Origin of the sequence: Yersinia bercovieri ATCC 43970, from assembly GCF_013282745.1 — a bacterium.
GTDB classification, from domain to species: Bacteria; Pseudomonadota; Gammaproteobacteria; order Enterobacterales; family Enterobacteriaceae; genus Yersinia; species Yersinia bercovieri.
Genome location: NZ_CP054044.1, coordinates 834811 through 858117, shown reverse-complemented (window position 1 = coordinate 858117; position 23307 = coordinate 834811). Strand labels below are relative to the sequence as shown.

Sequence of the window (23307 nt, the reverse complement as noted above, 5' to 3'; positions counted from 1 at the left end):
ATCGACAAATCTCTGCACCATGCTAGTGCTGACGGGGATGCTGGAGTTATATGCTGCTTTTATTATATTTATTGATGTTTAAAACTATTTTTCACTGAATTGTAATAGAAGCGCTAAGGGCTTGGTGCAAATAAGAAAATTTAATCATCGGTCAAGTGATTTTATTTGCATTTATAATGAATGGTTATGCGAAGTTGCACCCAAGGGCATGGGAGTTGATCTCTGTCATCGCGCACAACATCGTTGGCGGGTAACCTTGGGTTCTTTTCAGACAGGTAGTGCCAAGATTATGCAGTTGCAGCGATTAGTCAATATGTTTGGTGCGGATTTACAACGGCGCTATGGTGAAAAAGTGCATAAACTCACGCTACATGGCGGGTTTAGCTGCCCCAATCGTGATGGAACACTCGGTCGTGGCGGTTGCACTTTTTGTCAGGTGGCCTCATTTGCCGATGAGCAAATGCAGCAGCAAAGTATTGCGCAGCAGTTAGCGGCACAGGCAAAAAAAACCAATCGAGCAAATCGTTACCTGGCTTACTTTCAGGCCTATACCAGTACTTATGCAGAGGTGAATGCGCTAGCGGTGATGTATGAGCAGGCGCTGGCCGAAGCTGATATTGTCGGTTTATGTGTGGGAACCCGCCCTGACTGCGTACCGGATGCGGTGCTGGATCTGCTGAGTGGTTATCATCAGCAAGGTTATGAGGTCTGGCTTGAGCTAGGGCTTCAGACTGCGAATGATAAAACTCTTAAACGTATTAATCGCGGCCATGATTTTGCCTGCTATCAGCAGACTGCGCGCCGCGCCCGCGCCCGTGGCCTCAAAGTGTGCTGCCATCTGATTGTTGGCCTGCCCGGCGAGGATCAGGCGCAGGGGATGGAGACCCTGGAAATGGTGGTGGCAACGGGCGTTGATGGGCTGAAACTGCATCCGCTGCATATCGTTGAGGGCAGCACCATGGCGAAAGCCTGGCGCGCAGGGCGCTTGCCAGCACTGGCGCTGGAGGATTACGTGCAGACGGCCGGTGAAATGATTCGCCATACGCCAGCCGAGATTGTTTATCACCGGATCTCCGCCAGTGCGCGCCGCCCTACGCTGCTTGCCCCCCTGTGGTGTGAGAATCGCTGGACCGGTATGAATGAGCTGAATAATTATATGCTTGCTCATGGTGGGCAAGCCTCTGCTTTGTGATCGGCTACTGCGCCGTCAGTTTTGACCCGCACCTTATTTTGGCTATATCTGCCTGCCGTTTGTGGGCAGATAATCGGCTTGTTTTCCCAATCTCTCCCGTTATTTGCACTCTTTTCCACACTTCTGAGGAAGCCATCTTATCTCTCGCTCGTTTTACGGTATGATTTATCTCCTTGGGGATATCCAGAAATAGAGACAGGGGTTGCGATGAAGCAAATCAGGGTATTGGCCCAGTATTACGTTGATTTAATGGTTAAGTTGGGGCTGGTTCGCTTCTCACTGCTATTGGCCTCGGTGCTGGTGTTGCTCGCCATGGTGGTACAGATGGCCGTGACCTTTGTGCTGAGTGGCTCAGTGGAAACCCTCGATCTAGTGCGGTCTATCTTCTTTGGTTTGCTGATAACACCCTGGGCGGTCTATTTCCTGTCAGTGGTGGTGGAGCAGTTGGAGGAGTCGCGCCAACGGCTATCGCGTCTGGTGGATAAGCTTGAAGTGATGCGCTACCGCGATTTGGAACTGAATAAGCAGCTGACCGAAAATATTGCTCAGCTCAATCAGGAGATCGTCGAGCGCGAGAAAGCAGAGAAAGCGCACTTGCAAGTAGTTGATAAACTGAAAGAAGAGATGGGCCACCGGGAACAGGCTCAGGTTGAGTTGGGGCAGCAGTCCGCTCTTTTGCGCTCCTTTCTGGATGCCTCGCCGGATCTGGTTTATTACCGTAACGAAGATAATGAGTTCTCCGGCTGTAACCGCGCGATGGAGTTGCTGACCGGCAAAAGTGAGAAGCAATTGGTCGGGTTGACGCCAAAAGATGTCTATGCGCCGGATATTGCTGAAAAAGTGATGGAAACCGATGAAAAAGTCTTCCGTCACAATGTCTCTCTCACCTACGAGCAGTGGCTGGTTTACCCCGATGGCCGGAAAGCCTGCTTTGAACTGCGAAAAGTGCCGTTTTATGATCGTGTCGGCAAACGTCACGGCTTAATGGGCTTTGGGCGCGATATAACCGAGCGTAAGCGCTATCAGGATGCGCTGGAGAATGCCAGCAGGGATAAGACCACCTTTATCTCCACTATCAGCCACGAGCTGCGCACGCCGCTTAATGGCATTGTGGGGCTGAGCCGCATCCTGCTGGATACCGAATTAGACAGCGAACAACTGAAATACCTGAAAACCATTCATGTCAGTGCTATCACCCTCGGTAATATTTTCAACGATATCATTGAGATGGATAAGCTCGAGCGGCGCAAAGTTCAGTTAGATAATCAACCGATTGATTTTACAGGATTTATGGCGGATTTGGAGAATCTCACCGGTTTGCTGGTGCAGCCGAAAGGGCTGAAATTCATTATGGAGCCGGAATTACCGCTGCCGGAGAAGATCATCACCGACGGTACGCGCTTACGCCAGATTTTGTGGAATCTCATTGGCAACGCCGTGAAATTTACCCAGCAGGGCAAAATTGTGGTGCGGGTGCGGCGTGAGGGTAATGACCGCCTGACTTTTGAAGTGGAAGATTCAGGTATGGGCATCCCTGAAGATGAGCAGGATAAGATTTTTGCCATGTATTATCAGGTGAAAGATAGTAACGGCGGTCGTCCGGCAACTGGCACGGGGATTGGCCTGGCGGTCTCTAAGCGGCTGGCACAGAGTATGGGCGGCGATATTACCGTGAAAAGCACCCAAGGATCAGGCTCCTGCTTTACACTGACCATTAAAGCGCCGGCGGTGCAGCAAGCTGTCAGCGCGCCATCAGGTGATGAGATACCGCTACCTGCGCTCCACATCTTGCTGGTGGAAGATATCGAGCTGAACGTGATTGTCGCGCGCTCGGTGTTGGAGAAACTGGGCAACAGTGTCGAGGTGGCGATGAACGGCCACGATGCATTGGCGATGTTTAAACCGGATGATTTTGATTTGGTACTGCTGGATATTCAACTGCCGGATATGAGTGGATTGGATATTGCGCGGCAGATTCGAGCGCAATATGACTCCGAATCACTGCCACCACTGGTGGCATTGACCGCCAACGTGCTTAAAGACAAAAAAGAGTATTTAGACGCCGGGATGGATGACGTGCTGAGTAAGCCGTTGTCGGTGCCAGCGCTCACGGCCATGATTAAGCAATTCTGGGATCATAAGCCCTCTTCCTCAGCCAAAAAACAGGAACATAAAGTGATGCAAACCCATGAATCGTTACTTGATACTGCGATGTTGGAACAGTACATCGATTTGGTCGGCCCGCAATTGATTCATCAAAGTTTGGAAATGTTTGAACAGATGATGCCGGGATACCTGGCGGTGTTGGATTCAAATATGACCGCGCGGGACCAAAAGGGGATTACCGAAGAAGCGCATAAAATTAAGGGTGCGGCAGGTTCTGTTGGCTTGCGTCACATCCAGCAGCTTGCCCAGCAGATTCAAACACCGACACTGCCAGCATGGTGGGATAACGTGCAAGATTGGGTCGATGAATTAAAATTAGAGTGGCGCAATGATGTGCAGGTGTTACGTGAATGGGCGGCGGAAGCTGAAAAAAAATAACCCCGACCGAGGCCGGGGTGCGCGAATACTGCGCCAACACCAGGGAAATCGTTAACCTGCATATTATTTCGATTTCGAGTGGATTTGCAGGTTGTAAGGATTCATCCATACATCATACAAGCAATAACATAGCAAATGTAAGCGCTCTTGTTACAAGATTCATTAAAATATGTGATAGAGATTGGTCTTTGTCACTAGAACGGGTTAAGCGATTGACAGCGTAAGAAAAGGAGAGGTGTGATGAAAACGGTCGGTGTAGTCCTTAGCGGATGTGGTGTTTTCGACGGTGCTGAAATACATGAATCTGTCTTAACAATGCTGGCGTTGGATCGTGCGGGAGCTAAGGTTTTACTCTTTGCCCCCGATAAGCCACAACTGCATGTTATTAATCATATTACCGGCGAAGCGATGGCTGAGCAGCGGAATGTATTAGTGGAGTCCGCGCGCATTGCCCGTGGGCATATCACCCCACTTTCCTTAGCCAATTCAGCGCAGTTGGATGCTTTGATTGTCCCCGGTGGTTTTGGGGCCGCCAAGAACCTCAGCGATTTCGCAATTAAGGGTTCTGAATGCACCATAGACCCAGATTTAGTTAAGTTAACCCAGTCAATGCATAAGTCAGGTAAACCAATTGGATTTATGTGTATTTCGCCGGTTATGCTGCCGAAACTGTTGGGTAAACCTATCCGCCTGACGATTGGTAACGATCCCGATACTATTGATGCAATTGAGATTATGGGTGGGGAACATGTTATTTGCCCTGCTGATGATGTGGTGATTGATATTGATAATAAAGTGGTGACAACCCCGGCTTATATGTTGGCGGGATCAATGTCTGAAGCCGCCAAAGGGATTGATAAATTGGTCACGAAGGTGCTGGATTTAACCGAATGAAGTCAGCCAGGCGCGCACTAAATCGGCTTTGGTATTGGGTAAAACGGGGCGTCATTGGCATTGTTGCATTGTGGTTGGCCGGTATTTTGATTTTTGCCTTCCTGCCGGTTCCTTTTTCCATGGTGATGATCGAAAGGCAGCTAGGTGCTTGGTTAACCGGAGATTTTTTATATGTTGCGCACTCTGACTGGGTGCCAATGGATGAAATTTCACCTTACATGGCGCTGGCCGTGATGGCGGCGGAGGATCAAAAATTCCCCGAGCATTGGGGGTTTGATGTCGACGCCATTGAATCTGCGCTATCTCATAATCAGCGCAATCAACATCGTATCCGCGGCGCATCCACGTTATCGCAACAAACGGCAAAAAATCTATTTCTGTGGGATGGGCGAAGCTGGGTGCGTAAAGGGCTGGAAGTGGGGTTGACCGCCGGTATTGAGCTGGTGTGGACCAAACGTCGTATTTTGACTGTGTATCTGAATATTGCAGAGTTCGGCGAGGGTATTTTTGGCGTAGAGGCAGCTGCAAAGCACTTTTTCCACAAGCCAGCCAGCAAATTGAGCGCATCAGAAGCCGCCATATTGGCCGCAGTACTACCCAATCCGTTACGTTTTAAGGCTAATGCGCCTTCGGGTTACGTGATTTCACGGCAGCAATGGATTTTGCGCCAGATGCGTCAGTTGGGCGGGAAAGATTTTTTACAAGAGAGCGCTTTGGATTAACCCTACCCTTCGTCCTTGGAGCCGCAGGGGTGTTAGCTGCGCTCGCACACCCGAATCACTTACTTGTGTAAGCTCATCGGGATGAGTTCACTGGCTGCCTACCTGCAGCGCCAATAACTTTGGGTACATGTATTACAGGATTGCAGATAAAAAATGGGCTTAGAGAAATCTAAGCCCATAATAGTTTGATCTCACGCCAATAAGCGGGATTATTTCACGATAGTGAATGCGGTAGTGACGTGTTTAACACCACTGACCTGGCTGGCAATCTGTGCAGCTGATTGCGCTTCCTGCTGAGTCACCAGACCCAAGAGGAACACTTCGCCATTCTCGGTGGTCACCTTTACATTCGACGATTTAACCGAGTCGGCGGTGAGTAATTGTGAGCGAACTTTGGTGGTGATCCAGGTATCCATTGACGCGGTAGTCAGATCAACTGGTTTACCCAAGCGCATCTCGTTATACACTTCGGTGGCGCCATCGACGCCCGCCGCAATTTGTTTTGCGCGATTAGACAGCTCTGCGGTTGGTGTTTGCCCGGTCAGCAATACTTTCCCTTGATAAGCGGTCACTACAAAACGTGTCTGGCTTTTTATCTGCTGATCTTTACTTAGCGCGTTGACCACTCTGGCTTCTAGTGTGCCATCGTCTACCTGAGTACCGACAGAGCGTGGGTCTGTTGCGGATTTTGTAGCAACCGCTGCGCTGCCGACAACCACGGCACCGACACAGCCTTGCAGCAGCAGGGCGCTGAATAGCATGGCAAAAATATAACCAACCTTCATTCGTGCTCCTTTAATCGTCCTGATGAGGAAATAGAGTGTTATCAATTAAGTCACACAAGCAATTCACTGTGAGCATGTGTAATTCTTGAACCCGCGCGCTACGGTGCGAAGGGATGCGGATTTCAACATCCTGCTGACCTAACAGGCCAGCCAGCTCACCACCATCGTAACCGGTAAGGGCAACAATGGTCATATCACGGGTCACTGCGGCTTCGACCGCTTTCACAATATCACGGCTATTGCCGCGAGTGGAAATGGCGAGCAAAACATCGCCAGCGTGACCGAGCGCCCGTACCTGTTTGGCATAGACTTCATCGTGTAAACGATCATTGGTGATAGCCGTCAGCACCACATTATCAGCATTCAAAGCGATAGCTGGTAGGCTTGGCCGTTCTGTTTCAAAACGGTTTATCATGCTGGCAGCAAAGTGCTGCGCATTAGCCGCAGAAGTGCCATTGCCGCAGCAGAGAATTTTATTGCCGTTGAGCAGTGACTGAACCAACGTCATTGCTGCACGGGATATAGCATCAGGCAGTGCCTCAGCCGCGGCAATCTGGGTTTGAATACTTTCGGTAAAACAGCCTTTGATTCTATCCAGCACGTTGATTTAACTCACTTATTATTTAATCATTCCGGTAACAATCCGGCGAAACTTATTAATCCGCATTGAAGGCGTTAGGTAGCCATTCTAACTGACTACCGGTGATAGCAAACACATCAAAACGGCACGGTGTGGTAGCAAAACTGGCATCTCGTTGAGCGAGCCAAATGGCGGCGGCTCGGAGTAACCGTTGTTGCTTGCGGTAGGTGACGCTGGCCGCGGCACCACCAAATAGGGCATTGCGCCGAAAGCGAACCTCAACAAATACCCAGGTTGGTCCATCGCGCATGATAAGGTCAATCTCACCGCTTTGATAGCTGACATTGGCCGCTTGAAAAATCAAGCCGGCCCGCTCCAGATGGCGACGGGCTTGCTGTTCGTAATGTGCGCCAGTATCCTTTTGGCTCATACCTATTCCCTTCGTTCTTGAAGTTACAGGGTTGTTAGCTGCTCTTACGCACCCGAATCACTTACCTGAGTAAGCTCATCGGGATTTGTTCGTTTGCTGCCTACCTGCAACTCCAATGACTTTGGGAATACGCTTCGTTCTTGAAGTTACAGGGTTGTTAGCTGCTCTTACGCACCCGAATCACTTACCTGAGTAAGCTCATCGGGATTTGTTCGTTTGCTGCCTACCTGCAACTCCAATGACTTTGGGAATACTCTTCGTTCTTGAAGTTACAGGGTTGTTAGCTGCTCTCACGCACCCGAATCACTTACCTGAGTAAGCTCATCGGGATTTGTTCGTTTGCTGCCTACCTGCAACTCCAATGACTTTGGGAATACGCTTCGTTCTTGAAGTTGCAGGGTTGTTAGCTGCTCCCACTGATCCTAATCACTTTACGCGGCAGGTACTACCATGCCCTGACGATATTGTAACCAAGGCAGCTTACGGGTGATAACGCAATCTGCGGAAGCGGTTAATTCACCGGTGGTGCCGCTGACTTGGAAGCCCGGAATTTGTCGCATTTCAGCAAAATGGTTCGACAATGTCCATGCATCAATCCCCATGGCGTACAAACGCACCAGTGAGTAGTCATTGGCATATTTGGCCGTCGCTTGTTGCATCAATGCGGGATTAGCCCCTGCCATCAATGGGATATCACTAAACTGAATACCTTCCATCTCTAAGCGGTAATCCGGGCCGGCACCCGCCTGATAGCTACGTGAGCTGGCAAATAGCGCAGGTTTGCTGCGCGAGCTGGTGGCCATATCAATCATCGGCTTAATCAGCGTCAGTTCAGCAGGGGTGGCAATGATATACACCGAATCAATGTTACCACCGGCAGAGGTGGAGACGACCGGCGCATCCACTGGCGGTGCCGGAATTGTCAGGCCGGCAATGGTGACAGAGGCGGGTGCCGCAGCAGGTGCGCTTGAAATGGCGATCGGCTGCCCAGTCAGACGGATACCGGCACCACTATTGATGGCTTGTTTCAACTCAGCAGTGGAACCGAAATTCTGCTGCAATACTGTCTGCCCACCCTGTTTCTGCCACTCCTCAGCGAAGGCTTTAGCAACGCGATCACCGAAGGCACCACGCGGGGTTAGCAATAGTGGCGCTCTTTTTTCCTGACTCCACAGATGATGCGCGGCATCGCGGGCTTCATCTTCTGGCGACAGTGCGAAGTAACAGATATTCGGATTGTTGGTGTTCACTTCCGGCTGGTTCAAGGCCAGGATATTTAGGGTGCTTGGGGTCGCACTCAGTTGCTCAACGTCGGGCTTCAGTAGTGGGCCAACAACCAGTGTTGCGCCATCTTGCTGGGCTTGCGCCAATAGTGCGGCAATGGGCTGGGTAGTGGTATCGTAGATCTTCACTTGCGCATTACTGGTGGCAACAACCGGTGCCGCTACTGGCGCTGGAGTGGCCATGGCGGCTACTTCTGCCGGTGCGGTGGCATCAGAAGGGGGGGGCGCCGTGGCATCCGGTGTTACGGGAGCCGAAGCGGCTACCGGTAACCCACTCTGCGCGGCAGTAAAACCTTGTTGGATAGCATCGGCGAACACCTGTGCCGGGCCACTCAATGGCAGCAACAGCGCAATTTTCGCCGTGGATGCCTGGCTGAAATTGCTTATCTGAGTCAACGCCGTTGGCAAACTCTTCGCCGCTGGATTTTGCGGGTAGCGGTTCTGCCAATCTTTAATCGCGGCTTTCAGCAGTTCAGGATCTTGTTTGTTATCCTGATACACATGGGTTAAATCCAGCCAGCCTTGCAGCACATTTTCGTCTGCATTAATTACAATGTTATTCAATTCTTGTGGCGTTAGCTGTGCCAGTGCTTGCCAAGTGCTATCGATATTATCCTGATGGGCTTTATCTTTCAGCAGCGGTTCCTGGGCGATAAATGCCCGAATCAGTGGGAGCGTAGCCCTACCTTGATTGGCCGCAATTTGGGCCTGATAGAAGCGAACTTGTTGATTAGCAGAGAGCTGGGTGGCATCTAGCTTGCCAAGAATATCGGCAGCAGCAGGCGTGTTTTTCTGCGCCACCAGCAGTTCTGCGGTCAGTAATTGCTGTTCCTGACGTTGCGTATCGCTCAGATTAGCCGGTAGTGTAGCAAGCTGTTCTGCCGCCTGAGGAGTCTTCCCTTCACGTAACAGGGCACGAATGGCGAGTAATTGCCAGTCAGCCTTGTTATCATCACTGCTCTGTTGCAGCTGCTGCAAATAATAGTCGGCGTTAGCGCTGGCTTCGTCCTGTATATTTGCGGGTGGCGGTGTCTGTGGTGCTCTGCCTGAACAGGCTGCCAGTATTAGCGCAGCAAGAACAACAGGGAAAAGCCCTGCTTTGGAACGAACGAATGTTGAGGAAAGCATACTGTATCCAGTGATGTTTTTTTCAAGATGCTCAATATTAAATCGGTAATTCGGATGAAACAATGAATCAACACGATCGAGCAGTGATTTCTGCATCTACGCTTTATGTGGTACCTACCCCAATCGGTAATTTAGGGGATATCACCCACCGGGCGTTAGAGGTACTGAAAGGCGTTGATTTGATTGCGGCAGAAGATACACGTCATACAGGGTTGCTGTTACAGCATTTCGCGATCAACGCCCGCCTATTTGCACTTCATGACCATAACGAACAACAAAAAGCCGATCATTTACTGGCGAAACTGCAAGAGGGCCAGAGTATTGCGCTGGTTTCAGATGCAGGAACGCCACTTATCAATGATCCGGGCTACCATTTAGTGCGCCGTTGCCGTGAAGCTGGCATCAGAGTTGTGCCATTACCGGGCGCTTGTGCGGCGATTACTGCCCTTTCTGCCGCCGGTCTTGCCTCAGATCGTTTTTGCTACGAAGGCTTCCTGCCCGCGAAAACCAAAGGCCGTAAGGATACTCTGCAAGCGCTGATTGAGGAACCTCGAACACTGATCTTCTATGAATCAACGCATCGCTTGTTGGAAAGTTTACAGGACATGGTAACCGTACTTGGCCCACAACGCTATGTGGTACTGGCCAGAGAGTTGACCAAAACCTGGGAGTCTATCCATGGTGCGCCAGTTGGCGAGTTACTGGCTTGGGTTCAGGAAGAAGAGACCCGTCGTCGTGGCGAAATGGTACTGATTGTTGAAGGGCATAAAGTGCAGACCGATGATGCATTACCCGCCGCCGCATTGCGCACTTTAGCGCTGCTGCAACAAGAGCTGCCGTTGAAAAAAGCCGCCGCCTTGGCCGCAGAAATTCACGGTGTGAAAAAGAACGCGCTCTATAAATATGCACTTGAACAGCAAAATGGCGGTCAAGACCAAGCGGAAGATGACATTCAATCGTAATGTGATTATAATCCGCCGCGGAGTTGACTAGACAGTCGCCGCTTCGCTGCCGTCCCTTTCGGGGGAGACAGGTGAAGGGGAGGAAAGTCCGGGCTCCATAGGGCAGGGTGCCAGGTAACGCCTGGGAGGCGCAAGCCTACGACAAGTGCAACAGAGAGCAAACCGCCGATGGCCCGCGTAAGTGGGATCAGGTAAGGGTGAAAGGGTGCGGTAAGAGCGCACCGCGCGGCTGGCAACAGTTCGTGGCATGGTAAACTCCACCCGGAGCAAGGCCAAATAGGGGTTCACATGGTACGGCCCGTACTGAACCCGGGTAGGCTGCTTGAGCCAGTGAGTGATTGCTGGCCTAGAGGAATGACTGTCCACGACAGAACCCGGCTTACCGGTCAACTCCACTCCTCTTTAAAAACAATGAGTTGGTGTGTCCCGTCTGCATTTCACATTGAGTGGGATACATGATGGGATACATGATGGGATACATCAACTTTTGTTCTCTTCCTTATACGTTCCGTCGCAATGGTACTTTCTACCTCTACTTTCGTTTACCAGATAACCGCTTTTTTAAATCATCTTTGGCATGTACTGAGATAAAAAGGGCGAGATTTCTCACATCCAGACTGATGTTTTTCATTTCATTGCTGAAACTTGGTAGGATAGAAAACAGCCAGTTACAGACGATTGTGAGAAAAATGAGGCAGTTAACGCAAAGTGATATTGATGATTATCTACTAGAAGTTCAAACAGAAATCTATGAAGAAGCCCGTAGGACCAAATTTGAGGCTAGGGAAGCGTCTACTTCTGGGGGTAAGCCAATACCTGTAGATTTAGCTAAAGGATTCTCAGAGTTCGCAGGAGAGCACCTAGAGGGTACTCTTTACAATGGAGCTAAACCATTTTCCAATGATCATATAACCGATTATTTCAGTGCTCAATTTGATGTAACTGGAATGGAAAATTAGCTTACGGAAGCATCTGTACAGTACGACTATTTCCTCAAACAATGGCAGGATGCCAGAACTGCTTTTTTCAGTAAGAACCTGAAAGATTATGACGCTATTGTTAAGTCTTTAGAACCTATTACACCTAGTGTTCCTATTCATATTACTGCACCAACGGCTGACGACTCCAACAGCGAGAATCAACTTACCTTGGCTGAGGCTTGGAATGATTTCCTCAAATATAAGTCAAGTTGGATAGAAAAGCTCTCTTTACACTCTGGCATTACCGATTTAAATTTTTAATTCATATTGGTCACGGGCTGTCCTCTAAAATCCCCATAAAAGAGCCTGTAACGCTGTCTGTGATGATATATTCATATAGGTAATGCATACCCACATGGTCTAAATTAAATGGCCTTAAATCGCTCTGCATTGGGTTTTTCATCATTGATAGCTTTTCCTAACAATCAAGCCTCAACTTAAAGCCATTTCCTTCTTAATACGGAACACCGTGGCACGCCCACATTCGCATAGCTTAGCAATCTCATCAGCGGATAACTGGCTATTTGTAAGGTAGCTCTTTACCCGAGTATGTAACTCTTCATCTCTTGCTTTACCTTTGAATACCCCACCTTTCGCTTTAGCGATTGCTATACCTTCCTGCTGGCGCTGGCGGATGAAGCTACGTTCTAGTTCACCCACAGCTCCCAGCATAGTGATCATAAACTTGCTGGTGGGGCTATCATCAAACATCATAGAGTTGTCTAAAAAATAAACAGATGCGCCCTTGGTCGTCAATTCCTCCAACAATGATAAAAGGTCTTTTGTGTTACGAGCTAATCGATCTACTGATTTAACTGTAACCTTATCACCCGCACGGACTTTATTTAGGAGCTTTTGAAGTTCAGGGCGTTCAGTATTCTTACCACTGACTTTATCAATGAATAAACACTGCTCTTCTATGCCTGCGTTCTGCAATGCTTCAACTTGCCTACTCACATTTTGATCTTTACTGCTAACACGCACATATCCAAAAGAAGCCATAACCACCTCAAGTCTCGTTAACGTGGATCAAACGATACAGTGTCATTAGACTTACACCAAGAGATTATTGATACTCTATTGCAATGCTTTAAGGAGTCTTAGTGGAGTCTACTTATTTGAGACTGATGGCTAGTGATATTTGAGAAAGATCGGTGCTAGGTTTTGTACTCGATAAGAATGGTTAAGCAGCACTGAGTGAACCTATTCAGTTATTTATCATTTTATCAATTAAATATTAAAATTAAGTGTCGACCTAAAGCCGTACCGAATATTTCACTGAAGGGGTAATGATATGCTAACGTCGTCAAATAGACTTTTGAGTCTTATGGACAGTAATTTGTCGTTAATTGCGCTAAGTTATTGGACTTATGGATAACCCGAGATAAGGATGTCGTGATGTTAGATGAAAAAACGTTAGCCTCCGATGAGTGCCAACATACTTCCTATCATCTCCCTAAATGGGACGATAATGGGAAAGTATATTGGGATGAAGTGTTGTGTCAAGATAGCTCATTGAATGCCATGGCTATTTTAATTAAGCCGCCTACTAAGGTCATTCCCATCATATTTATCCCCGGTGTAATGGGGTCAAATCTGAAGTCTAGTCAAGAAGGAAAAGATAAAGCTATTTGGCGTGGTGATAGTGAAGTCGGTGTGTATGCAGAATGGGCTAGAAAAAATGGTAATCAACGTCGAGAACTGCTCAATCCAGATACGACGAATGTTGATAACCGCGGTAATGTCAGTAAAAAAATCTATTCTAAGTATTCAGATGATGGAAAGTCGGCTAATGGCAAAATGTTTCAATCTCGGCAAGAACGAGGTTGGGGCGAAGTTTTATCATTTAGCTACGGTGAGTTTTTAAGTGTCTTTCAGGGCGCACTGATGGATGATTGGCAGCAGGTCACGATGAATGCGGCAAAACAGACCGATGGCAAAAAGGGTGTATTAAGTGAATTGAGGAACAAACGTTTAGCTGACGATAAAGGTGCAGAAATCACCAATGAATCAGTGATGACAGATGACGAATTAAGTCATTTTAAAAAGTTTCTATTTCCGGTTCATGTTTTTGGTTATAACTGGCTTCAGGATAATAAAACGTCTGCGGGAGAACTGGTTAAATATATTGATAAAGTAATTGAAACCTATAAACACCACCATGGTAATGGAATGCCGTTTCCTGAAGGACAGGAAAAAGTCATTATCGTTACGCACTCAATGGGAGGACTGGTTGCACGATATGCATCTCAGGTCTTTGGGGCCAAAGATAATATTCTTGGTATTGTCCACGGCGTTATTCCTGACCTCGGTTCCCCAGCCGCGTATAGACGAATGAAGATTGGAGCAAAGCAAGAGGGGGCCGCAGGTATTGTTTTAGGTAAGTCGGCGGAAGAACTCATGCCGGTATTAGCCCGTGCACCCGCCCCCCTCCAATTACTGCCCTCAGAAAAATATCTCTCCGGTGCCCCTTGGTTAACCATTAAAGGGGGTAACGTGGATGGCAGTGATTTAAAACTGCCAAAAAATCAAGATCCTTTCAGTGAGATCTACCTGAATAAAACCCTCTGGTGGCGTTTATATGAATCAGATATCATCGATAAAGATGTGGCGACCAGTGAAAGTAATTGGAATTCCTACGTCCAATTAGTTGATAGTCCTGTTCGTCAATTTATATCTAAATTAGAACTAAAGGGATATCACCCGAACACCTATGCATTCTATGGTAATAAGATTGACTCAGATGGCTCGTTAACATGGCGAAAAACATCAATCACGTATCCTAAGGATATGCATGAGAGCAATAAGAAACTACCGAATGATTATCGAAATATTCCTTTGCCGTTTAATCACTCTCAGATATACCAAGTTGTCTCATCAAATACGCCGGGTGATGGGACTGTGCCTGTCGAATCATTGAGAATGATACGTCACGATAACGGTATCAAGAGTATCCTTGCGACCAATGTTGACCATCAGGGCGCCTATAACGTTAGTAATTTAAAGGACATACATTCTAAACCTGCGATCCAGTTTACCCTTAGAGCAATTGTTAAAATGGTGCAAGAGGTACCTTCCCCATGAAAAGCTCCCGACAGCTCAAGGTGTTACCTCTCGTTATGATGGGCATAATTCATTTTTCGCCGGTCATGGCATCGACATTATCTCATAAGGACTATCCAGTGATAGACGGCTTATTTTCTCAAACCAAACCGCAATGTATTGGACGTTATGTGATTGATGTCCCTCAATCATTTGATAACCAGCTCCATAACATGATTTTTATTGATGACTTTAAAATCGAAAGTAAATTTCTCTATCCGCCTGCCTTCAAGCAACGGATAGCTCTTCGAGAGCAAGCATTACGGAATGAAATAGATAAGCCCGGAAATGATCTAGAAAACACCCCATTTATAAAAGAAATTATCATTTTACCTGAAGGTAAGGGTGTTATTTTTGATAGAAACATCTCAGGAGAGGATGACCTAGGTCGTATTTTAGAAGCCCATGTTTATGTTGACATGACTGCATTCATTATCACAATAAAAATATTAGATTTATCAGGAAATAAATATTTAGAAAGAAAAAAAGTATATATCAATGCTGGTTTTACGGAAGCCCAGATGAATGATAAACCCGTAAAGTTAGCCGCAATGAAATCCTTAATATCGAGATTAAGCGGTAGAAAGGATGATGATATTCCGACAGGGAAAGGCGTGTGTATTCCGAATGGGTTTATTAAGGATGATGGCAGTAATCATAGCGAAAAAGTATCATTTAGTTATAAGAATGATGACTTTATTTTGGGGCTATATACCAACAATACTTTTTCCGGGTCAAGTGACACACTTTTGAATCGAAGCACTCAGATTGATGAGGCGATGAAAGTTTCTAATCAGTTCACTATTAAAAAAGGCGAACTATCTCCTGACGGAATACCATCTCAGGAATGGTTATCTCGTGGTAAACAAAAATTTGAAGATACAGTGACCAGAGAGGATGAAGTTATTCCTGCCTATGACTTTACTTTCTATGCCAATGAGGCCGGGGCGACATCGAACAAGCCATGGTTAACCATTGGGATAAGTAATGATGATATAAAAACGAGTTATAGCGAAACTCAGATGATTGAAATTTGGGATAGGCTAGTAAACTCATTACGATATAAGCGCTAAAATTACAGCTACGTCTCCTAAAGAAATTAGCTTGCCAACGGCAAGAGCGAAGATTTTGTAACCTAAGAGTACTAGCAGCATACCCTGTGAGCACTATACTGGCAGGGTATTTTTTATGTATACCTATGCAATTAGCTTGCTATGATGGGATACAAATCGAGATACACACTAACCTTTAACTACGTGTAAATGCAGTAGGAAGCGGCCTTTCTTTTGGCTAGTTGCCTTACCGGTCAACTCCACTCATTCCATCAAACCCCGCTTCGGCGGGGTTTTTGTTTGGTGAGGGAGAGGAGTGGCTGCCCACGGGACTCGTTTTTATTCGTTAAAAAAGGTCAATTAGCCTATTTTGGCAATGCCAGTCACTCTAGAACGATGATTCCAAGGCGGCCCATTAGCTGTGATACCTGGTCACTATCCAATTTGACACCCTCCAAATCGTTTTTACGCAGGTCTAATTCACCGATGGCAGAATTGGTCAGGTCACAATGTGTGAAATTTGCTGAACTCCAGTCAAAAGATGAGAATTCACCGCCAGATAAATCAGATCCGCTAAAAGTTGCCCCTAAAACATTAGTACCAATCCAACGGTTTTCCCATAATTCACATTTCTCTAGCACAACCTTCGAAAAATTCGCGTAACTTAAATTGTTTTTAGTGATATATGCACTACAAAACCAACTTCGAGCGGTAATCATATTCATAAAACTGGCCCCGCGAAAATCAGCGCCTTGAGCTAGGCAATCTCTTATTTCTATTCCCAATGCATTAATATTCATGAAGTTATTCATGGTTAGATCGCAGTTTTTAAAACTGGCGTCTTTTAAGGTTGCGCGATTAAATTGACAGCCCACCTGATTTTCTCGATCGTAGAATTGGCAGTTGATGAACTGTGTATCGGTTAAATCGTTACCAGAAAAATCGCATTCAAAAAACTGGCTATTTTCTACCGTGCTTCCAGTAAATTGGTTGGTATTAAACTTTGTACTGCGATAGAGAGACGACATCATTAAAATACCTGTGTATTTGCTCAATCTGAGCACTGTCAGTTAACGGCTTCAACCTGTTTTTGAGTGCGGTAGTAGAGTAACACCAGCACAAAAGCGATTACCGTTAAAAAGATCAAATAGGCCCCATAAGTTGGGAGCATCTCGGCAAGGGTCTGCCCTCGCATGGCAAAATCGCGATAAAATCGATACTGCCACACCAGTGGGAAGGCATAGGGTAGTACAAATAGTAGCCAGGAAAGGGTTCGCACCAGGTCTCCAGTACGCGAATCAAGCTGCCTCTGGAAATCTCATCTTTTACTGCGTCCTCCGGTACGTATGCCAGACCAAAACCAATCACAGCGGCATCAATACGTTGGCGCAAACTATTGAAGGTGAGTTGACCATCAACCCGCACTTTTAGCTCACGTCCCGCCTTTTCAAACTCCCAAGCATAAAGGCCACCGATGGTTGGTAGGCGCATATTGATGCAACGATGATTTTGTAACTCAGCCGGGGTAGCAGGCACGCCATATTTAGCCAGATAAGTGGGGGAGCCGACCACGGCCATGCTCATATCTGGCCCAATCCGCACCGCAATCATATCCTTCGCGACTTGCTCCCCCAAACTTATGAGTTAAATTCATAGAACCATGCGAGTTTATCCCTCTAATCTTCCACTCAGGTATTTGCTACTTTCGCTCAGCGCACTAGCCAGCTTGAATTGAGGAATAACGATGAAATGACTCGCAGCGTCTACAGTTATATTGTCCATGTTAAGTCCGGCGGCTGTTGCCGCAGTGGAGGAAAAAGTGAAAATTACGCCAAGTGGTTCCCAGCCTTCTCGTTCAGGCCCAGAGAGTTACTTTAGCGGCCAGGTGCGCATTGATGCGCCTTTTCAGGCGACGCCATCTGCCCGTGTTGGTGGGGCTGCTTATCGCGTTTAAAGTTACTGTACTCATAATACCGGAGATACCAGATGACAATGAAAGTACTCGGTTATGCTGCCAAGTCAGCACAAGTTCCTTTGGCGCCGTTAGAGTTTACCCGCCGTGATCCTCGCCCCGATGATGTGGTGATGGAGGTGCTTTACTGTGGCGTTTGCCATTCTGATCTGCATCAGGCGCGCAACGACTGGGGGTTCAGCACCTATCCGCTGGTGCCTGGTCATGAAGTGGTTGGACGAGTGACGGCGGTCGGCAAAGATGTCACCAAATTCAAAGTGGGTGACTTTGCCGGCATTGGTTGCATGGTGGACTCCTGTCGCGTGTGCCAACCCTGTCAGCAGGGGCTGGAGCAGTATTGTGAAGTTGGCAATGTGCAAACTTACAATGGGGTTGATCGCCATGACCATACGCCAACCTTTGGTGGCTACTCACAAGCTATTGTTGCATCACAAGATTTTGTACTGAAAATGCCCGAAGGTCTAGATCTGAAAGCCGCCGCGCCACTGCTGTGCGCGGGTATCACCACCTGGTCGCCGCTACGTCATTGGAAAGTGGGTAAGGGCAGTAAAGTGGCGGTTGTCGGGTTGGGTGGCCTGGGCCATATGGCATTGAAGTTGGCCAATGCACTGGGTGCTGAAGTGACACTCTTTACCCGTTCAGCGAGTAAAGAGGCCGATGCCCGCCGTTTAGGGGCCGATCACATCGTGTTATCCACCGACGATTCACAGATGGCCGCCACTAAAGGGCAATTCGATCTGATTATCGATACCGTCCCTTACGTGCATGATATCAACCCTTACATGCCGACGCTGAATGTGGATGGCACACTGGTGTTTGTGGGGTTCTTGGGCGACCTCAGCCCGATGTTGAACACCATGCCATTGATTCTGGCGCGACGTTCGGTGGCGGGTTCATGCATTGGCGGCATAGCGGAAACCCAGGAAATGTTGGATTTCTGTGCCAAACATGGCATCGCCTCCGATATCGAGATGATCAACATTCAAGATATCAATGACGCCTACGAACGTATGCTGAAAAGCGATGTGAAATACCGTTTCGTGATTGATATGGCGTCGCTAAAAGCTTAAGTTGCCACTCTCACTGAGATGCCACTATTAGGTGGCATTTTTTGTGATAGCCACTCTGCTCACTCTGGCAAATCAATCAGCAGCGCCCGCAGTGGCGTCTCTGCTTTAATCACTAAATGCTGCTCTTCTTGCACAAAAGCCCCGTCGCCGCAGGTTAGGCGCTGAGCTTCGCTGACTTGTGGCCCCTCCACGGCAACTGTTCCATGAATGGATTGCAGATATGCCCTAGGGCCATGCAGATTAATCGTATATTGCTCACCCGCAGCTAAGTCCAGATGATGAATCCACACTTGTTGGCGCAGCTTCAGGCTACCCTGCTCGCCGTCAGGCGAAGCCAGTAGCCGCAATGGCTGAGTGCATAGTGACAAATGCTGAGCAGGATGACTCTCCTGCTCCGGGCAGGCATTGAGCCATAACTGAATGCGGGTTAAGGGTTGATCTGCACTTAGATTATGCTCGCTATAGCTGACACCAGGCTGCGTCGAGAAGAGCAGCACATCGCCGGTCTTGCCGCGTATATGGTTACCCAGACTATCCCGATACTCCGCTTCACCTTGCAAAATCAGATTCAGGATATCCACCCGTGGGTAGGTGCGCGGTTGGAATGAGGCACCGGGTGCCAGCACCTCCTGATTCAAGACGCGTAGTGAGGCGTAGCCTAATAATTTGGGATCAAAATAGTGGCCGAATGAGAAAGTATAGCGGGCCTGAAGCCAACCAAAGTCAGCTTGCCCGCACTGTTTTGCTGTTCTGCATGTGATCATGATGGCCTCCATACCCTGCGTACCTGGTATTACACTGTTGTTAGCGGCTGATCTGCAACACCAATGGTTTTGGGTATATATTGAAGAGATTAATCGATAAAGACATGGTATGCGTCTGGACGCCGGATTGTTAGCCAGTTAATCTGGTCGCTATATTCAAATTTCCTGATTGAGAAAATGATGGCCAAAGATCGGGCTCTAACGTTAGAAGCATTGAGAGTGATGGATGCCATTGATCGTCGTGGCAGTTTTGCAGCGGCGGCTGATGAGTTGGGGCGGGTGCCTTCTGCGTTAAGCTACACCATGCAAAAGCTTGAAGAGGAGCTGGATGTGGTGCTGTTTGACCGCTCTGGGCATCGCACCAAGTTTACCAATGTGGGCCGCATGTTGCTGGATCGTGGGCGGGTGCTGTTGGAAGCGGCAGATAAGTTAACCACCGACGCCGAGGCCTTGGCACGCGGTTGGGAAACCCACATTACTATCGTCAGTGAGGCGCTCTCACCTGCATGGAAACTCTTCCCGCTGGTGGACAAACTGGCGCTCAAAGCCAATACGCAAGTCTCTATTTTTACTGAAGTATTAGCCGGGGCATGGGAGCGATTAGAGCAGGGGCGGGCAGATATCGTGATAGCGCCCGACATGCATTTTCGCGCCTCCTCAGAGATTAACAGCCGCAAATTGTACAAAGTGACCAGCGTCTATGTTGCCAGCCCAGACCACCCAATCCATCTGGAGCCGGAACCGCTTTCAGAGCTGACGCGGGTGAAATACCGTGGTGTTGCTGTCGCCGATACTGCTCGTGAGCGGCCGGTGTTGACCGTGCAATTGCTGGATAAACAGCAGCGGTTGACTGTCAGTACCATTGAGGACAAACGGCGGGCGCTGTTAGCCGGTTTAGGGGTGGCGACCATGCCGTATGAGATGGTCGAAAAAGATATCGAAGCTGGACGTTTGCGGGTTGTCGGGCCGGAGTATAGCCGTGAGGCGGATATTATTATGGCGTGGCGGCGGGATAGTATGGGCGAGGCTAAGTCGTGGTGTCTGCGGGAGATCCCTAAGCTTTTGGGGCGAGGATAGGACGGCTTCGCCTTGAGTTGTTGTGTTGAGCGGCAAGGTGGATTTAGGCAAAGCGGCTATCTCGGCCATGAGGCTCCAGCAGATTTTGCTGCGGGCCGATGGAGATGATTCCATATGGATTGATGGTGCCGTGGCTGCGGTAGTAGTGATGGCGGATGTGGGCGAAATCCACTGTTTCAGCAATACCGGGCATCTGATAAATATCTCGCAGGAAACCATAGAGATTCGGGTAGTCGCTAATGCGCCGTTTATCACATTTGAAGTGGGTGACATAGACCGGATCGAAGCGCACCAGTGTGGTCCATAAGCGCAAATCGGCTTCGGTGAGTTGGTTACCGGTCAGATAGCGCTGTTTTGCTAAAATCTGTTCCAGTCGATCCAGGGCATCGAATAAGCTATTGACCGCTTCGTCATAGGCTGGCTGAGTGGTAGCAAATCCCGCCTTATACACCCCATTATTGACCTGATCGTAGACCCAGTCATTGATATCATCAATATCACTACGTAATGCCGCAGGGTAATAATCGCCAACTTTAGCTCCGATACCATCAAAAGAACTATTGAACATGCGAATGATGTCAGCTGACTCATTGCTAACGACAGTTTGCTGCTGCTTATCCCACAACACCGGAACTGTCACGCGCCCGCTATAAGCTGGGTCCGCGCGCAGATAGAGCTGATACAGATAATCGAGCTGATAAAGGTTATCGCCAGTAGCGGCGGGGAAATCGTCAGCGAAAGTCCAGCCATGTTCCTGCATCAGCGGGTGTACAACTGAAACGGAAATCAGAGGCTCCAGACCTTTTAGCGTGCGCATTAGCAGAGTTCGATTGGCCCAAGGGCAGGCAAGCGAGACATATAAATGGTAGCGATTCGCCTCGGCGTTAAAACCCGCCTTACCCTGCGGGCCTGCCTCGCCATTTACCGTGACCCAATTGCGGAACTGCGAGCTACTGCGCTTGAAATGACCACCGGTAGATTGGGTGTCATACCAGATATCTTTCCATTCACCGTTAATTAACTGTCCCATCTATATCCCCTAAATAAACACGCCCTACCAAATGATAGGGCGCATTAATTATAGTCTAGTCGTCATGACTGCTTTTAGGCCTTGATTACCACTTTTTACCCAACAGGCGGTCGATACTGAAGCCACCAGGGCCGGCGACGGCCAGAACGATGAAACCGCCAGCGATGGTCAAGTTTTTCATAAACATCAGTTGGTTAACGCCTTCCACAAAGTTAGTGTGGAAGATCAATGCGGTCAAAATGGTAAAACCAGCAGTGAACAGCGCGGTGGTACGGGTCAAGAAACCAAACAAAATAGCCAGACCGCCGCCAAATTCCAACAAAATCGTCAGTGGCAGGAAGAAACCAGGGACACCCATGGCTTGCATGTATTGTTGGGTGCCAGCATAGGCATCACCCATTTTGCCGTAACCGGCCACAATAAACAGCATTGGCATCAGAATGCGCGCTACCAACAGGCCAGTATCTTGTAATTTGTTCATCGACGACTTCTCCAAAAAGTGATTTGTATTAATGCCGGGCATCTGCGGGCGTTAATGGTTAACAAAAGATGTTTTGTATGTGGTTGCCTGCTGGTGTTATCCCGCAAGTTTCCTGAGTTGATGAGAGAATGTTAGTGGAGAAGTTGAGAAGTTGTTAGCAAGTAAATCTGTTGGTTTTTATCAAAAAAATTGAACTGGGAAGCGCGAAATGCTGAAAACGCCCCACGCGGCTGCATGGTGACGATTCAGCGTAATAAAAAAGTGCGTCGAAACAATTGGATAGTGCCCCATGCACTGACGGCTCTGCGTGACCAGCGGATTAATTTGCTGGGGTGGCGAACACCGTATAACGCCAATAAGCTCGAACCAATCATCAAATATTTTCGCATACCGACGATTTGCGCCCAGCCACGATCATAAGGGGCGGTGACTTCAATCCAATGCGCAGCGCTGTTGGCGAGATCCAGACGTTGTTGCTGGATCTCACGTAACAATGCGGCCTTTTCCTGTGCTAATTGACGGCGGCTCAACGCTCTTTCTCCAATAGTTCGCGATCCGTTTGCAGTTGCTGACGAGTCGAACCTAGCAGTGTGGAGCGGCGCGCCTTGGTGAGTGTCCAGATAACACCAATTATCGCCAGTGCTAACAGCACCGCGGTGGTGGTTCCCAGCGCCATTAAGCGATAGACAGGGTCAATAGCCCAGATGACTAACACTAACAGACTCATTAAACCGAAAGCAGTAAACAGTAGGGTGATCCCCGCCATCATCAGCAACTGAATCAGTGTTGCCTTCTCTTCTTCCAGCTCAATGGCTACCAGCCGCACGCGGGTTTCGACCATGCCAACCACAATGGTGGCAATGCGATGAACAGTGTCGAGGACCCCTTTGCCGGGGCCCTTAGTTTGAGGTTGCTCAGCCATAATTAGCGGCGAGACAACAGAACGCCTAACACCACGCCAACTGCGGCACCGATACCGACGCCAGCCCAAGGGTTGTCGTGAACATAAGTATCTGCTTTATCGGCAATTTCTTTGGTTTGGGCGGCAATTTTATCGCCAGTTTCGCTCAGACGCTCACGTGTATCTTTCAACGCGCTTTCTGCTTTGGCCCGCAGTTTGTCTAACTCAGCTTTCGGCTTATCGGTCGAAGATTGCAGTACTTCTTCTAACGTATCTGCCAGTGACTTAAGTTCAGCACGTAAATGTTCAGAGGTTTTATCTTGTGGCATGTAATAGCTCCTTAACATAACTGAGGTGA

22 protein-coding genes, 1 other RNA gene and 2 pseudogenes are annotated in these 23307 nt (G+C 48.3%); 12 read left to right on the top strand and 13 right to left on the bottom strand.

Annotated elements, in window-relative coordinates; translation table 11 throughout:
* Positions 1 to 289: 289 nt before the first annotated feature.
* The 4 genes from mnmL to mtgA all read left to right on the top strand — a co-directional run bounded on the left by mnmL (position 290) and on the right by mtgA (position 5352).
* Positions 290 to 1192, top strand: a complete 903-nt coding sequence (gene mnmL / locus HRK25_RS03895; RefSeq protein ID WP_005276628.1) for a tRNA modification radical SAM protein MnmL/YtqA — start codon at positions 290 to 292, stop codon at positions 1190 to 1192.
* A gap of 207 nt (positions 1193 to 1399) precedes the next feature.
* Positions 1400 to 3736: an aerobic respiration two-component sensor histidine kinase ArcB gene (gene arcB / locus HRK25_RS03890; RefSeq protein ID WP_005276629.1), complete on the top strand. Its 2337-nt coding sequence runs from the start codon at positions 1400 to 1402 to the stop codon at positions 3734 to 3736.
* Between the two features lie 240 nt (positions 3737 to 3976).
* Positions 3977 to 4630: an isoprenoid biosynthesis glyoxalase ElbB gene (gene elbB, locus HRK25_RS03885; RefSeq protein ID WP_032898354.1), complete on the top strand. Its 654-nt coding sequence runs from the start codon at positions 3977 to 3979 to the stop codon at positions 4628 to 4630.
* Positions 4627 to 5352, top strand: a complete 726-nt coding sequence (gene mtgA / locus HRK25_RS03880; protein ID WP_032898356.1) for a monofunctional biosynthetic peptidoglycan transglycosylase — start codon at positions 4627 to 4629, stop codon at positions 5350 to 5352. Before elbB ends, mtgA begins: the two co-directional genes overlap by 4 nt.
* A gap of 209 nt (positions 5353 to 5561) precedes the next feature.
* On the opposite strand, the gene dolP is transcribed toward mtgA, so the two are convergent.
* The 4 genes from dolP to HRK25_RS03860 all read right to left on the bottom strand — a co-directional run bounded on the left by dolP (position 5562) and on the right by HRK25_RS03860 (position 9558).
* Positions 5562 to 6137, bottom strand: a complete 576-nt coding sequence (gene dolP, locus HRK25_RS03875; RefSeq protein WP_005276635.1) for a division/outer membrane stress-associated lipid-binding lipoprotein — start codon at positions 6135 to 6137, stop codon at positions 5562 to 5564.
* A 10-nt stretch (positions 6138 to 6147) separates the two neighbouring features.
* On the bottom strand, positions 6148 to 6738 hold the full coding sequence (diaA, locus tag HRK25_RS03870) for a DnaA initiator-associating protein DiaA (RefSeq protein ID WP_004391999.1): 591 nt from the start codon (positions 6736 to 6738) through the stop codon (positions 6148 to 6150).
* 55 nt (positions 6739 to 6793) lie between these two features.
* Entirely contained in the window at positions 6794 to 7147 is a 354-nt protein-coding gene (locus HRK25_RS03865; RefSeq protein WP_005276638.1) for a YraN family protein, read from the bottom strand.
* 431 nt (positions 7148 to 7578) lie between these two features.
* A complete protein-coding gene (locus HRK25_RS03860; protein WP_032898499.1) occupies positions 7579 to 9558 on the bottom strand; it encodes a penicillin-binding protein activator in 1980 nt (659 codons plus the stop codon).
* Positions 9559 to 9620: 62 nt separating this feature from the next.
* On the opposite strand from HRK25_RS03860, the gene rsmI reads away from it, so the two are divergent.
* The 3 genes from rsmI (at position 9621) to HRK25_RS20150 (ending at position 11479) form a co-directional block, all read left to right on the top strand.
* A complete protein-coding gene (gene rsmI / locus HRK25_RS03855) occupies positions 9621 to 10520 on the top strand; it encodes a 16S rRNA (cytidine(1402)-2'-O)-methyltransferase (RefSeq protein WP_032898500.1) in 900 nt (299 codons plus the stop codon).
* A gap of 19 nt (positions 10521 to 10539) precedes the next feature.
* An RNA gene (gene rnpB, locus HRK25_RS03850) (RNase P RNA component class A) lies at positions 10540 to 10918 on the top strand.
* 57 nt (positions 10919 to 10975) lie between these two features.
* Positions 10976 to 11479 (top strand): hypothetical protein, encoded by a 504-nt coding sequence (locus HRK25_RS20150; protein WP_244262471.1) that lies wholly within the window; start codon positions 10976 to 10978, stop codon positions 11477 to 11479.
* Between the two features lie 453 nt (positions 11480 to 11932).
* Here the strand turns inward: HRK25_RS20150 and HRK25_RS03840 are convergent, their stop codons facing one another.
* Positions 11933 to 12502: a recombinase family protein gene (locus HRK25_RS03840; protein ID WP_032898501.1), complete on the bottom strand. Its 570-nt coding sequence runs from the start codon at positions 12500 to 12502 to the stop codon at positions 11933 to 11935.
* 396 nt (positions 12503 to 12898) lie between these two features.
* Between HRK25_RS03840 and HRK25_RS03835 the strand changes: the two genes are divergently transcribed.
* Together HRK25_RS03835 and HRK25_RS03830 are read left to right on the top strand one after the other, a co-directional pair.
* Positions 12899 to 14584, top strand: a complete 1686-nt coding sequence (locus HRK25_RS03835; RefSeq protein ID WP_032898502.1) for a lipase family alpha/beta hydrolase — start codon at positions 12899 to 12901, stop codon at positions 14582 to 14584.
* A 35-nt stretch (positions 14585 to 14619) separates the two neighbouring features.
* Complete coding sequence (locus HRK25_RS03830) at positions 14620 to 15675, top strand: T6SS immunity protein Tli4 family protein (protein WP_005277204.1); 1056 nt, start codon at positions 14620 to 14622, stop codon at positions 15673 to 15675.
* A gap of 362 nt (positions 15676 to 16037) precedes the next feature.
* Here HRK25_RS03830 and HRK25_RS03825 read toward each other — a convergent pair whose 3' ends face one another.
* Together HRK25_RS03825 and HRK25_RS03820 are read right to left on the bottom strand one after the other, a co-directional pair.
* A complete protein-coding gene (locus tag HRK25_RS03825) occupies positions 16038 to 16682 on the bottom strand; it encodes a Qnr family pentapeptide repeat protein (RefSeq protein ID WP_032898512.1) in 645 nt (214 codons plus the stop codon).
* A gap of 115 nt (positions 16683 to 16797) precedes the next feature.
* Positions 16798 to 17295: pseudogene (locus HRK25_RS03820) on the bottom strand (LysR substrate-binding domain-containing protein); the annotation flags it as partial.
* 139 nt (positions 17296 to 17434) lie between these two features.
* Between HRK25_RS03820 and HRK25_RS03815 the strand changes: the two are divergent.
* Together HRK25_RS03815 and HRK25_RS03810 are read left to right on the top strand one after the other, a co-directional pair.
* Positions 17435 to 17593 (top strand): annotated as a pseudogene (locus HRK25_RS03815) ((R)-mandelonitrile lyase); the annotation flags it as partial.
* Between the two features lie 47 nt (positions 17594 to 17640).
* On the top strand, positions 17641 to 18696 hold the full coding sequence (locus tag HRK25_RS03810; RefSeq protein WP_032898504.1) for an NAD(P)-dependent alcohol dehydrogenase: 1056 nt from the start codon (positions 17641 to 17643) through the stop codon (positions 18694 to 18696).
* 59 nt (positions 18697 to 18755) lie between these two features.
* Here the strand turns inward: HRK25_RS03810 and HRK25_RS03805 are convergent, their stop codons facing one another.
* On the bottom strand, positions 18756 to 19460 hold the full coding sequence (locus HRK25_RS03805) for a pirin family protein (protein WP_032898505.1): 705 nt from the start codon (positions 19458 to 19460) through the stop codon (positions 18756 to 18758).
* A 180-nt stretch (positions 19461 to 19640) separates the two neighbouring features.
* On the opposite strand from HRK25_RS03805, the gene HRK25_RS03800 reads away from it, so the two are divergent.
* Complete coding sequence (locus HRK25_RS03800) at positions 19641 to 20537, top strand: LysR family transcriptional regulator (protein ID WP_004877882.1); 897 nt, start codon at positions 19641 to 19643, stop codon at positions 20535 to 20537.
* A 43-nt stretch (positions 20538 to 20580) separates the two neighbouring features.
* On the opposite strand, the gene HRK25_RS03795 is transcribed toward HRK25_RS03800, so the two are convergent.
* The 5 genes from HRK25_RS03795 to HRK25_RS03775 all read right to left on the bottom strand — a co-directional run bounded on the left by HRK25_RS03795 (position 20581) and on the right by HRK25_RS03775 (position 23278).
* Positions 20581 to 21567, bottom strand: coding sequence for a glutathione S-transferase family protein (locus HRK25_RS03795; RefSeq protein WP_005277224.1), 987 nt, complete (start codon positions 21565 to 21567; stop codon positions 20581 to 20583).
* Between the two features lie 85 nt (positions 21568 to 21652).
* On the bottom strand, positions 21653 to 22048 hold the full coding sequence (locus tag HRK25_RS03790; protein ID WP_032898506.1) for a DoxX family protein: 396 nt from the start codon (positions 22046 to 22048) through the stop codon (positions 21653 to 21655).
* Positions 22049 to 22293: 245 nt separating this feature from the next.
* Complete coding sequence (locus HRK25_RS03785; RefSeq protein WP_032898507.1) at positions 22294 to 22578, bottom strand: YqjK-like family protein; 285 nt, start codon at positions 22576 to 22578, stop codon at positions 22294 to 22296.
* Complete coding sequence (locus HRK25_RS03780; RefSeq protein ID WP_005277231.1) at positions 22575 to 22970, bottom strand: phage holin family protein; 396 nt, start codon at positions 22968 to 22970, stop codon at positions 22575 to 22577. The genes HRK25_RS03785 and HRK25_RS03780 overlap by 4 nt, the downstream gene beginning before the upstream one ends.
* A gap of 2 nt (positions 22971 to 22972) precedes the next feature.
* Positions 22973 to 23278, bottom strand: a complete 306-nt coding sequence (locus HRK25_RS03775) for an ElaB/YgaM/YqjD family protein (protein WP_005277233.1) — start codon at positions 23276 to 23278, stop codon at positions 22973 to 22975.
* Positions 23279 to 23307: the final 29 nt, after the last annotated feature.